Here is a 12,693-nt window from a genome sequence, read left to right on the forward strand (position 1 = left end):
TGAGTACCGCACTGGCATTGCAACGACGACATGCGAAGGTTATCTCGACCGGACCTTTTAGACATCCTCTATTAGTGTTTGAAATGACGTACGCCAGTGAACACCATCGTAATCCCATACTTATCTGCCACTTTAATAGAATCCTCATCACGAATTGATCCACCTGGTTGGATAATTGCTGTAATACCAGCTTTTGCTGCTTCTTCTACTGTATCTGGCATTGGGAAGAAAGCATCAGATGCAAGTGCGCTACCTTGTGCTTTTTCGCCAGCTTGTGTAATTGCAATTTTTGCAGAGCCTACACGGTTCATCTGTCCCGCGCCTACACCAACCGTCATGTTATCATTCGCTAAAACAATTGCATTTGATTTCACATGTTTTACAACTTTCCAAGCTAGTTTTAAATCTTTCCACTCTTGCTCTGATGGTTCACGTTTCGTTGGAATTGAAATTGTGTTCTCATCTAATGATAACGTATCTTCCTCTTGAACAAGAAGACCACCTTGTACAGAAGTTAGTTTTTTGCTTGCACTTGTCGCTTTTTCAATATTTACAGTTAGTAAGCGTAAGTTCTTCTTGCTTTGCAACACTTCTAAAGCTTCTTGCGAGAACGAAGGAGCGATAACAATTTCTAAGAAAATTTCGTGTAACTTTTCTGCTGTAGCTTTATCAATTTCACGATTTGCTGCAATAATACCGCCGAAGATTGATACTGGATCCGCTTCATAAGCACGAGTATATGCCTCGTGAATATCAGTTCCTACTCCAACGCCACATGGATTCATATGTTTTACCGCTACTACTGCTGGTTCTGTAAATTCTTTTACGATGCTCAGTGCTGCGTCTGCGTCATTAATATTGTTATAAGATAATTCCTTACCATGTAATTGTTCTGCATATGCAACAGAAGAAGTTGCAGCAAATGGTGCTTTATAGAAAGTAGCCTTTTGATGTGGGTTCTCTCCATAACGTAAGTCTTGCTTTTTCTCAAACGTCACAGTTAACGTTTCTGGACTTTCTTCACCCATTTGTTCTGTTAAGTAGTTAGAAATTAACGCATCATATGCCGCTGTATGACGAAATACTTTCGCTGCTAATTTACGTTTCGTCTCTTCTTTTACTTCGCTGTTCTCTTTCAGTTCTGCTAATACAACATCATAATCTACTGGATCTACAATTACCGATACAAATTTATGATTTTTCGCAGCAGAGCGAATCATTGTTGGGCCACCGATATCAATATTTTCAATTGCATCAGCAAATGTTACATCAGGCTTAGCGATTGTTTCTTTAAATGGGTATAAGTTAACAACAACAAAGTCAATTGGTTGAATGCCTAATTCATTCATTTGCGCTACATGTGTTTCATTATCACGAACTGCTAATAGACCACCATGAATATTTGGATGTAATGTTTTTACACGGCCATCCATAATTTCTGGGAAACCAGTTACTTCAGAAATACCGATTACTTGTAAACCATTTTCTTCTAGTAATTTTTTCGTACCACCTGTTGAAATAACTTCGATCCCTTGTTCTAGTAAACCTTTAACAAATTCTACTACCCCTGTTTTATCTGAAACACTTACTAATGCACGCTTTTTCATTTATCCTTCACCCCTGGTTGTATGTTAGTTAACAGTTGGTTCTTTCACAGACTGAACAATTTGATTCACTGTATTTACGTATAATTTATGTTCAACTTGTTGAATTTTCTTTTGTAAGCTTTCTCTCGTATCCCCTTCAGAAACAACTACTGCTTCTTGCGCAATAATTGGACCTGTATCCATACCTGCATCTACATAATGAATTGTTACTCCAGTTACTTTCACACCTGCTTCTAACGCTTGACCGACAGCATCTTTCCCTGGGAAACTCGGTAGTAGTGATGGATGAATGTTAATAATCTTCCCGCCATATGCTTCTAGTAAAGTTGGCCCAATTAAACGCATATATCCAGCTAAAATAACATAATCAATTTCATACTCTTCTAGCTTCTTTAATATCTCTTTTTCAAATGCTTCTTTTGACTCATATGCTTTCGCTGAAAAGGCGAAACACGGAACATGATGATAATGTGCCCGTCCAATAACGCGTGCCTCTGGTTTATCACATACTAATAAACTAATATCTGCATCCAATCTCTTTTCTTCTACCGCATTAACGAGAGATTGAAAGTTAGATCCGCTTCCAGAAGCAAAAACTGCTAATCTACTCATAGTACTGTGCCCCCATTGAAGGTAACGCCATCCCCTTGTACAGTACGACCAATAATACGAGCTGTTTCTCCTTGCTCTTCAAGAAGACGAACAATATCTTTTGCATCTTCTTCCCTTACCGCTACTACCATACCAATACCCATGTTAAAAATATTGAACATTTCTTTCTCTTCTAGTTTCCCAACTTCTTGAAGCAAATTGAAAATCGGCTGAATTTTCCAAGATCCAAGTTCAATCTCAGCACCAATTCCTTCTGGCAACATACGTGGAATATTTTCAATGAATCCACCACCTGTAATATGAGCCATACCGTATACTTCATGTTTTTTCAATAGTTCTAAAATAGGTTTGACATAAATTTTCGTTGGTTTTAATAACTCCTCACCAAGAGGTAGTTCTAAGCGTCCATAAATGCGATCTAAAGATAGTTCTCCATCTTCTAGTAACACTTTTCGTACTAAAGAGTAACCATTACTATGAATACCGCTAGATGCTAAGCCAATTAATACGTGACCAGCTTCAATCTTTTCACCTGTTACAATTTTCTTTTTATCAACAATCCCAACTGTAAAACCAGCTAAATCGTATTCTTCCGTAGAATACATTCCTGGCATTTCAGCTGTTTCCCCACCAATTAATGCACAACCAGCTTGGCGACAGCCCTCTGATATACCTTTGACGATGTTTTCAATTTTACTAGGTTCAGCTTTACCACAAGCAATATAATCAAGGAAGAAAAGCGGCTCTGCCCCTTGGACAACAATATCATTTACACACATCGCTACTGCATCAATACCAATTGTGTCATGTTTATCTGCCATAAAAGCGAGCATCAATTTTGTTCCCACGCCATCTGTTCCAGATACTAATACAGGTTCTTCTAATGCAAATTTTGATAGATCAAACATACCTCCAAAACCGCCTAAACCGCCTAGTACTTCTTTTCTCATTGTTGTTTGTACGTGTTTTTTCATGCGAGATACCGCTTCATATCCAGCTTCAATATCTACTCCTGCTTGCTTATATGCATTCGCCATCGTTATTTACACCTCGTCTTTTAATTTCTCCCCATCCAGGGCGGCCGTTTTTAAGAAAGAAGCTAGCTTCTACATCAAAAGAAGTAGAAGCTTTTTTCACTTTCTTATTTCATACTTTCTAAAAGCTCTTGCTCATAATCATAAAGAGCTGTTGGATAGTCTCCATTGAAGTAAGCCATACATAGGCCGCCATATTTCCCTTCATATGGACGTCCAATTGCATCTACTAATCCATCTTCACTTAAAAATGTTAAAGAATCCGCTCCGATCATTTCACGGATTTCTTCTACTGTATTATTTGCTGCAATTAATTCTTTTCTCGTTTGAATATCAATACCATAGAAACATGGATATTTTAGAGGCGGTGAAGCAATTCTTACATGAACCTCTGTCGCTCCAGCTTCACGAAGCATACGAACAATTCGTTTGCTTGTCGTTCCTCTTACGATAGAGTCGTCAATCATAACAACTCGTTTCCCCTCAACTACACCTCTTACTGCGGAAAGCTTCATCTTTACCCCTTGCTCGCGCAGTTCTTGAGAAGGTTGAATAAACGTACGTCCAACGTAACGATTTTTAATTAATCCTAACTCATATGGAATACCTGTCGCCTCAGCATAACCGATCGCAGCTGAAATACTAGAATCTGGTACACCAGTAACAACATCAGCTTCAGTAGGAGCTTCTGCCGCTAAACGTTTCCCCATGTTTTTACGTGCTGCGTGGACATTAATACCAGCGATATTAGAATCCGGACGCGCAAAGTAAATGTATTCCATACTACAAATTGCATGGTCTACTTCATTTGTGAAACGATCTACGTGAATTCCTTCATCGTTAATGATAAGTAACTCACCAGGCTCTACATCACGAATGTATGTTGCCCCTACTACATCGAAAGCACATGTTTCTGATGCTACAACGTAAGCATCCCCCATCTTTCCAATTGAAAGAGGACGGAATCCATTCGGATCTAGCGCAACAATCATTTCATTTCCAGTTAGTAAAAGATATGCAAACGCACCTTTCACCTTATTTAGAGCCTCTTTTACACTTTCAATTAACGAATCTTTCGTACTACGTTTAATGAGATGTAAAAGTACTTCTGTATCGGAACTTGTTTGAAAAATGCTTCCCTCTGCCTCTAATTCACGACGAAGCATCTTTGCGTTAATTAAATTTCCGTTATGAGCTAGCGCCATACTATGATCAGAAAAACGGAATAATAATGGTTGAACATTAGCTACTTCACTTCCACCTGCTGTCGCATATCGCACGTGCCCAATTGCTGATTTTCCGTTTAATCCTTCTAGCTCACCTCTTGAAAACACTTCTGATATTAAACCTAACCCCTTGTGACCGATGATTTTTTCCCCATTATTTACAACAATGCCTGCGCCCTCTTGCCCACGGTGCTGCAAACTGTGCAATCCGTAGTACGAAACTTGTGCTGCATTTTCATGCCCCCAAATTCCGAAAACGCCACATTCTTCATTTAACCCCTTTATTTCAGCAAGCATGGGATTGCCCCTTTCCAAGCCTTTCTCATTTCATCTACATTTGCTGTAAGTAATACTTCATTTTCTTCATTATGAATTGTTACCTCATTTGTATTTGTCACTTCTCCAACTTGAATTGCTTCTACCGCTTTCTCGAACGCTTCTTTATTTTCACGTTTTACAGTTAGAACGAAGCGAGATTGTGATTCCGCAAATAATACCGCCGTTGCTTCACCGTCTAATTTCACAGTAGCACCTAAACCGTTAGCACCAATTGCACTTTCAGAAATTGCAACTGCTAAACCACCTTCAGCAACATCATGTGCCGATTGAACAAGGCCAGCTTGAATTGCTTCTAATACTTGTTTTTGGCGTTTTAATTCTACATCTAGATCGATACTTGGTGATTGGCCGAAAATTTTGCCGTGGACCATTTTCTGTAATTCACTTCCACCAAATTCAGCTTTTGTCTCTCCAATTACGTACACTAAATCGCCAGCTTGCTTAAATTCTTGTGTTGTTACATGTTTTAAATCATGGACAAGACCAACCATACCAACAGTCGGTGTTGGATATACCGCTTCACCACTACGCTCGTTATACATCGATACGTTTCCGCCAATAACTGGAGTTTGTAATGTGCGACAAGCTTCACTCATACCATCTACCGATTTCTCAATTTGCCAGAAGATTTCTGGTTTTTCTGGGTTACCGAAGTTTAAGCAATCTGTAATTGCAAGTGGCTCTCCACCAGAACATACGATATTACGTGCTGCCTCTGCTACTGCAATTTTACCGCCCATTTCTGGATCTAAGTAAATATAGCGAGAGTTACAATCTGTCGTCATTGCTAATCCTTTTTCTGTACCGCGTACACGTACAACCGCTGCATCTGAACCTGGTGTAACAACTGTGCTTGTGCGTACTTGATAATCATATTGATCATATACCCACTCTTTACTTGCAATTGTCGGTTGTTGTAGTAAAGCGAATAACGTTTCTTTATAATCTTCTACTTGCGGTGTTTCCACTTTCATCTGCTGGAACTCGGCAAAGTATGCTGCTTCTTTTGATGGTTTATGATAAATTGGCGCTTCTTCTGCAAGGGCATCTGCTGGTACTTCAGCCACCATTTCACCTCTATGGAATAAGCGAAGCATTTTGTCTTCCGTTACTTTCCCCATCGTAACTGCTGCAAGACCATACTTCTCAAATAAATCTACTATTTCTTGCTCTCTACCTTTTTTGATAACAATTAACATACGCTCTTGTGATTCAGATAGCATCATTTCATATGGTGTCATTCCCGTTTCACGCTGTGGTACATCATCTAAGTACATTTCAATACCCATACCTGCTTTACTTGCCATTTCTGCAGAAGATGAAGTTAAACCAGCAGCTCCCATATCTTGAATTCCAACAAGTGCATCAGACTGAATAAGTTCTAAACATGCTTCGATAAGAAGTTTCTCCATAAATGGATCTCCTACTTGAACTGCCGGACGTTTCGCTTCTGAGCTTTCAGATAGTTCTTCAGATGCGAATGTTGCACCGTGAATACCGTCACGACCAGTTGATGCTCCTACGTACATTACTGTATTGCCAGCACCGTGTGCTTGCCCTTTTTTAATATCCTCGTGGTTAATTAAACCTACGCACATTGCATTTACAAGTGGATTTCCTTCGTAACATGGATCGAATTGTACTTCGCCACCAACAGTAGGAATACCGATGCAGTTACCGTATCCTGCAATTCCTGCTACTACTTCTTCGAATAAATATTTCACACGTGGTGATTGTAATTCACCGAAGCGAAGTGAGTTTAATAGAGCTACTGGACGTGCTCCCATAGAGAATACGTCACGGATAATACCACCAACGCCTGTTGCTGCTCCTTGATATGGTTCAATAGCAGAAGGATGGTTATGGCTTTCCATTTTAAATACAACCGCTTGATTATCACCGATATCTACAATTCCAGCGCCTTCTCCAGGACCTTGCAGGACACGCTCACCTGTTGTTGGGAACTTGCGAAGAACTGGTTTTGAATTTTTATAACTACAATGTTCAGACCACATTACAGAGAATAAACCTGTTTCTGTATAATTTGGCAAACGGCCTAGAATCTTTTCAACCATGGCAAACTCTTCGTCTGTTAGCCCCATTTCCGCATATATACGCCCTTCTTTAATTTGTGTTGGATTTGGTTCAAGCATTAACGACATATGTTTCCCTCCACTGTTTTAAAATAGATTGAAAGACTTTTAACCCTTCAGCACCACCAAGCAATTCATCTACAGCACGCTCTGGGTGTGGCATCATACCAAGTACATTTCCCTTTTCATTTACAATACCAGCAATATCTGAAACGCTACCGTTCGGATTTTCTACATAACGGAATGCGATTTGATTATTCTTTTCTAATTGTTTAAGAGTTACTTCATCACAATAGTAATTCCCTTCACCATGTGCAATTGGAATATTGATTACTTCATCTTTTTCATATTGTGATGTAAACATCGTTTCGTTATTTTCAACACGTAACTGAACAGTGCGACACATAAATTTTAAGTTTTCGTTTCTCATTAGTGCTCCTGGTAGTAATCCTGATTCAACAAGAATCTGGAATCCATTACACACTCCTAAAATTGGTTTTCCTTGCTCAGCAGCTTTTTGCACTGCTTTCATTGCGTCAGCAAAGCGAGAAATAGCACCACAACGTAAATAGTCACCGTAAGAGAAGCCACCAGGTAGTAAAATTGCATCATATTCATCTAAATTCTCTCTATCGTGCCAAACGTAATCTACTTCTTCACCAAGCTCATCTTTAATTGCATGGAACATATCAACATCACAGTTCGAACCCGGAAATACTATTACGGCAAATTTCACTGTGCGACAACCTCCTCAACTTCATAACGGAAGTCTTCCATTACAACGTTTGCTAATAATTTTTCACACATTTCCTTTACCTTTGCATCAAGGTCAGATACAGATTTATCAATTGTTAGTTCCATGTACTTTCCGATTCGAACATCTTGTACTTCTGTAAATGAAAGACTATGAAGTGCCCCTTTTACTGCTGTTCCTTGTGGATCTAATACGCTTTCTCTTAACGTTACATATACCTTAACTTTATACATGTGAAATTCCCCCTAAACGTTTTAAAATCTCTTCATAAGCTTCTGTTAAATTTCCAAGATCGCGACGGAATACGTCTTTATCAAACTTTTCATTGCTCGTTTCATCCCATAAACGGCAAGTATCTGGTGAAATCTCATCCGCTAATATGATTTCTCCTTCTTCCGTTACACCAAACTCTAATTTAAAATCTACTAATCTTACACGACAGCTTGCGAAATGCTCAATCAATACTTGATTGATTTGTAGAGCCATATCTCGTAATACGCTTACTTGCTCTGGTGACGCAACATTTAATACACGAATATGATCTTCCGTTACAAGCGGATCTCCTAAATCATCATCTTTGAAGTAAAATTCTACGATTGGTTCTGCAAGTACAGTTCCCTCTTCCATTCCTAATCGCTTTGAAAGGCTTCCTGCAATTACATTTCTTGTGACAACTTCTAAAGGAATAATACTCACTTTTTTTACAAGTTGCTCTGTTTCAGATAACTTCTCAACAAAATGTGTTTTTATTCCTACTTCTTGTAACTTTCTGAACAATAAAGTTGTAATCTCATTGTTCAAACGACCTTTTCCTGTAATCGTCTCTTTTTTCTCCCCATTGAAAGCAGTCGCACTATCTTTGTACTCTACCCAAACCATATCTGCTGATTCTGTACGATAAATTCTTTTTGCCTTACCTTCATACAGCAATTCTAGCTTTTGCATTTCGCAAGCCCCCTGTAGTTTGAAAAATGTGAATAATATTTTTATAAAGAATGGCACAGAATGACTCTATTCTGTGCCATATAAAATTTTACGCTTCGTTTAATCCTAGGCGTTCAAAGATTGTATCAACATGTTGCATATGATGCTCATAGTTGAAGCATTCGTTAATTTCCTCTTGCGTTAATTTGCTCGTAATACGCTCATCAGCTTCTACAAGCTCTTTAAATTGTACTTGTGTTTCCCAAGCTTCCATTGCTTTAGGCTGTACGATATCATAAGCTTCTTCACGTACCATACCTTTGTCGATTAGTGTAAGCATTACGCGCTGAGAGTAAATTAAGCCGTATGTTCTTGTCATATTGCGTTTCATATTCTCCGGGTATACAGTTAAGTTTTTAACGATATTACCAAAGCGATTTAACATGTAATTTAATGCGATTGTAGCATCTGGTAAAATTACGCGTTCTGCTGAAGAGTGAGAAATGTCGCGCTCATGCCATAATGGAACATTCTCGTAAGCCGTCATCATATAACCACGGATAACACGAGCTAAACCAGTCATATTTTCAGATCCAATTGGATTACGTTTATGTGGCATTGCAGAAGAACCTTTTTGACCTTTTGCGAAAGCCTCTTCAACTTCACGTGTTTCACTCTTTTGTAAACCACGAATCTCAACTGCCATCTTTTCAATAGATGTTGCGATTAGCGCAAGTGTTGACATGTAATGTGCATGACGATCACGTTGCAATGTTTGTGTTGAAATTGGTGCCGCTTCTAATCCTAAGTTTCCACAAACAAATTTTTCTACGAATGGATCAATGTTCGCGTATGTACCAACTGCACCAGATAATTTACCAACGCGAACTGTATCCGCAGCTTGTTTGAAACGCTCTACGTTACGTTTCATTTCTTCATACCAAAGACCAAGTTTTAAACCAAATGTCGTTGGCTCTGCATGAACACCGTGCGTTCTTCCCATCATAATCGTGTATTTATGCTCTTTCGCTTTGTTAGCTAAAATGCTAACGAAGTTTTCTAAGTCTTTTAACAAGATTTCATTTGCTTGTTTTAAGATGTAAGATAAAGCTGTATCTACTACGTCTGTAGATGTTAAACCGTAATGAACCCATTTGCGTTCTTCACCTAATGTTGGTGTTTCTGATACAGCACGAGTGAAAGCAACTACGTCATGACGTGTTTCTTTTTCAATTTCATAAATACGATCAATATCAAATGATGCATGCTCACGAATTTTTTTAACATCTTCTTTTGGAATATCGCCAAGCTCAGCCCATGCTTCACAAGCTAAAATCTCAACTTCTAACCATGCTTTAAATTTGTTCTCTTCCGTCCAAATAGCACCCATTTCAGGGCGTGTATAACGATTAATCATCTTTTTCCCTCCAACAGTTGTTCTTGATGGTCCCAAATATGCAAACTCTTCGCTTTTTCTAGAGCGACTTCAATATTATCATTTAAAATATTAACATGCCCCATTTTTCGCTGCGCTTTTGCTTCTTCTTTTCCATACAAGTGTAAATAGCACCCGGTTAATCTATTCACTTGTCCTAGGACCCCTTCTATATGTTCGCCTAAAATGTTTACCATGACAACTGGTTTTAACAAATTTGTTTCTCCAAGAGGTAAATTACAGATTGCTCGAATATGTTGACCAAATTGACTCGTTTCACATGCATCCTGTGTATAGTGTCCTGAATTGTGAGGTCTTGGTGCTAATTCATTAATGTAAATCTCACCATTCGCTGTAGCAAACATCTCTACCGCTAGTGTTCCCACAAGTTCTAATTCATCCGCAAGTACCTTTGCGTAAGCAATTGCTTTTTGAGAAAGTTCTTCTGTAATGCGAGCTGGAACGATAGATTCATGTAAAATGTTATTCACATGAATATTTTCCGCTACTGGAAACACTTTCGTTTCACCACTTACACTACGAATGACAATAGCTGATACTTCTTTTTCAAAAGGCACCCATTTTTCTAGAATGCATTCTGCTTCATTCGCAAGATTTCGTGCCTTCTCAACATCAGCTTCACTTCTTAAAACAACTTGCCCTTTCCCATCATATCCACCTGTCGTTGTTTTTAAGACGGAAGGATATGATAACTCAGCAATCGCTTCAGTAAGCTTCTCTTGATTTTGAACTAATCTATACGTCGCTACCGGTAACCCGGCTTTTTCAATCGCATTCTTTTCTGTAAAACGATTTTGCGTTTTATTTAACAACTGACTACCTTGTGGTAAGTAAGCATGTTTTTCAAGCCATTGTAAACATCTATAATCAATATTCTCAAATTCATATGTGACAACATCACTTATCTCTGCTAAATGCTGAATTGCTTTTAAATCGTCATATGGTGCAACAATTTCAACATCAGCAACTTGTGCACATGGTGAATGCTTTGTAGGATCTAAAACAGCAATTTTATATCCCATCTCCTTAGCTGCCAATGCCATCATTCTTCCAAGCTGGCCGCCTCCAATAATGCCGATTGTTTTTCCAGGTAAAATGATTCTCGTCATACTAGCTCACTACCTTCACGCACATCTTTTTCAATCGCTTCTCGTCTCAATTCCAATGCATCATGTATATCATCATGGAATGATCCAAGTATTTGTGCAGCAAGTAATCCAGCATTTGTTGAACCAGCTTTACCAATTGCAACAGTTGCAACTGGAACCCCTCCTGGCATTTGGACGATGGATAATAATGAATCTAATCCGTTTAACGCTTTTGATTGAACTGGAACGCCAATTACAGGAAGATTTGTCTTCGCTGCAACCATTCCTGGTAAATGCGCTGCTCCACCAGCTCCAGCAATAATAACTTTCAATCCACGTTCACGAGCCGTCTCTGCATATTCAAACATATAATCCGGAGTCCGATGAGCGGATACAACTTTTTTCTCATACGGTATATTTAATTCATCTAAAATGTCACAAGCAAATTTCATTGTTTCCCAGTCTGACGTACTTCCCATTATGACTCCAACTAGTGATTTCATATTAGAATCCCCCCGATTCAAATAAAAAAAGCCTGAAATAGAACAGTTTCTCTTTTACTATGAGAGAAAGCGCTCTACTCAGGCATACGTATCCCTTGTGAATAGAAAAATACCGAGTGACTTTCCCTCATAGTCTAACGAATAACGGTCGTTAGGTAGAGACTTGCAGGCCATATCCCCGCGATTATATGAGGTCTTATATATTATTGTTTCTATGGCTATATTAACAATATTTTATAAACAATGTCAATAAATAATCGAATGTTTTTTTACTAGTTACCAATAACGTTCGTGTTTTAGTTATATTCAAAAGAAGAATTGCAACTATATGCAAGAAGGAAAGGAAATTAGAATATATATTTCTAGAGATCTATTTTACGTACAATTGTTTATATGGTACTTCAGTACATTTTAATAAAAGTATATAAACTCTTATTCTCTATACATCAATAGAACTTATATTATAGCGATTTAATTTTTAGGGGGAGAATAACCGTGGAAAAAAATAACTATGCTATTATCTTATTTATTTTTCTCTATCGCAGTAATCGCTGTAATGATTGAATACTTATTTATATCATCCTATTTTTTCTACTCTCATTTTTTAAAATATATACTTATAATAGAAATAATGTTTCCTGTTCTTAAGTATTATTTTAGGGCAGTCGGAAAATCAGGAACACAAAAAATCATTGCCATTATTTTAAACAGTCTCTATTTCATTCTTTTTTCATTTTTGGCGTTATTAAATTTATGGATTATGACATTTGGTAAATAAAAATAAACACAAAAAAGACGAGTCATTCTGACTCGTCTTAAGCTTGCTTGGCGACGTCCTACTCTCACAGGGACAAGGTCCCAACTACCATCGGCGCTAGAGAGCTTAACTTCCGTGTTCGGTATGGGAACGGGTGTGACCTCTCTGCCATCATCACCAAACTATGAAGGCATATTCCTTCAAAACTAGATAACATTTGCTACATATTATATGGTTAAGTCCTCGATCTATTAGTATTCGTCAGCTCCACATGTCACCATGCTTCCACCTCGAACCTAT

12 protein-coding genes, 1 rRNA gene and 1 riboswitch are annotated in these 12,693 nt (G+C 38.3%); of the genes, 1 reads left to right on the plus strand and 12 read right to left on the minus strand.

The features are described from left to right. Positions 1-71: 71 nt before the first annotated feature. The 11 genes from purH to purE all read right to left on the minus strand — a co-directional run bounded on the left by purH (position 72) and on the right by purE (position 11,636). Positions 72-1,607 (minus strand): bifunctional phosphoribosylaminoimidazolecarboxamide formyltransferase/IMP cyclohydrolase, encoded by a 1,536-nt coding sequence (purH, locus tag JDS95_RS20365; protein WP_000745417.1) that lies wholly within the window; start codon positions 1,605-1,607, stop codon positions 72-74. Between the two features lie 24 nt (positions 1,608-1,631). Beyond that, positions 1,632-2,219, minus strand: coding sequence for a phosphoribosylglycinamide formyltransferase (gene purN, locus JDS95_RS20370; RefSeq protein ID WP_000088574.1), 588 nt, complete (start codon positions 2,217-2,219; stop codon positions 1,632-1,634). Then, a complete protein-coding gene (gene purM / locus JDS95_RS20375; RefSeq protein ID WP_001262429.1) occupies positions 2,216-3,256 on the minus strand; it encodes a phosphoribosylformylglycinamidine cyclo-ligase in 1,041 nt (346 codons plus the stop codon). The genes purN and purM overlap by 4 nt, the downstream gene beginning before the upstream one ends. Positions 3,257-3,360: 104 nt before the next feature. Then, complete coding sequence (purF, locus tag JDS95_RS20380) at positions 3,361-4,776, minus strand: amidophosphoribosyltransferase (RefSeq protein WP_144467468.1); 1,416 nt, start codon at positions 4,774-4,776, stop codon at positions 3,361-3,363. Next, positions 4,761-6,980 carry a phosphoribosylformylglycinamidine synthase II gene (purL, locus tag JDS95_RS20385; protein WP_199690753.1) on the minus strand — a complete coding sequence of 740 codons (2,220 nt, stop codon included), beginning with the start codon at positions 6,978-6,980 and terminating at the stop codon, positions 4,761-4,763. The genes purF and purL overlap by 16 nt, the downstream gene beginning before the upstream one ends. Then, complete coding sequence (gene purQ / locus JDS95_RS20390; RefSeq protein WP_199690754.1) at positions 6,964-7,647, minus strand: phosphoribosylformylglycinamidine synthase subunit PurQ; 684 nt, start codon at positions 7,645-7,647, stop codon at positions 6,964-6,966. Before purQ ends, purL begins: the two co-directional genes overlap by 17 nt. Further along, positions 7,644-7,898 (minus strand): phosphoribosylformylglycinamidine synthase subunit PurS, encoded by a 255-nt coding sequence (gene purS / locus JDS95_RS20395; RefSeq protein WP_000278820.1) that lies wholly within the window; start codon positions 7,896-7,898, stop codon positions 7,644-7,646. Before purS ends, purQ begins: the two co-directional genes overlap by 4 nt. Next, complete coding sequence (gene purC, locus JDS95_RS20400; protein WP_001170546.1) at positions 7,891-8,610, minus strand: phosphoribosylaminoimidazolesuccinocarboxamide synthase; 720 nt, start codon at positions 8,608-8,610, stop codon at positions 7,891-7,893. The genes purS and purC overlap by 8 nt, the downstream gene beginning before the upstream one ends. 88 nt (positions 8,611-8,698) lie before the next feature. Then, entirely contained in the window at positions 8,699-10,006 is a 1,308-nt protein-coding gene (gene purB / locus JDS95_RS20405; protein ID WP_144467467.1) for an adenylosuccinate lyase, read from the minus strand. Continuing rightward, on the minus strand, positions 10,003-11,154 hold the full coding sequence (purK, locus tag JDS95_RS20410) for a 5-(carboxyamino)imidazole ribonucleotide synthase (protein ID WP_085451054.1): 1,152 nt from the start codon (positions 11,152-11,154) through the stop codon (positions 10,003-10,005). Before purK ends, purB begins: the two co-directional genes overlap by 4 nt. Then, complete coding sequence (purE, locus tag JDS95_RS20415; protein ID WP_000839361.1) at positions 11,151-11,636, minus strand: 5-(carboxyamino)imidazole ribonucleotide mutase; 486 nt, start codon at positions 11,634-11,636, stop codon at positions 11,151-11,153. The genes purK and purE overlap by 4 nt, the downstream gene beginning before the upstream one ends. Positions 11,637-11,746: 110 nt before the next feature. Further along, positions 11,747-11,848: riboswitch (purine riboswitch) on the minus strand. A 299-nt stretch (positions 11,849-12,147) separates the two neighbouring features. Between purE and JDS95_RS31170 the strand changes: the two genes are divergently transcribed. After that, positions 12,148-12,414, plus strand: a complete 267-nt coding sequence (locus JDS95_RS31170; RefSeq protein WP_000927498.1) for a hypothetical protein — start codon at positions 12,148-12,150, stop codon at positions 12,412-12,414. A gap of 45 nt (positions 12,415-12,459) precedes the next feature. On the opposite strand, the gene rrf is transcribed toward JDS95_RS31170, so the two are convergent. Continuing rightward, positions 12,460-12,575, minus strand: a 5S ribosomal RNA gene (gene rrf / locus JDS95_RS20420). Positions 12,576-12,693 lie beyond the last annotated feature (118 nt).

Origin of the sequence: Bacillus cereus group sp. N24 (genome assembly GCF_016483345.1) — a bacterium.
Taxonomy (GTDB): Bacteria; Bacillota; Bacilli; order Bacillales; family Bacillaceae_G; genus Bacillus_A; species Bacillus_A toyonensis.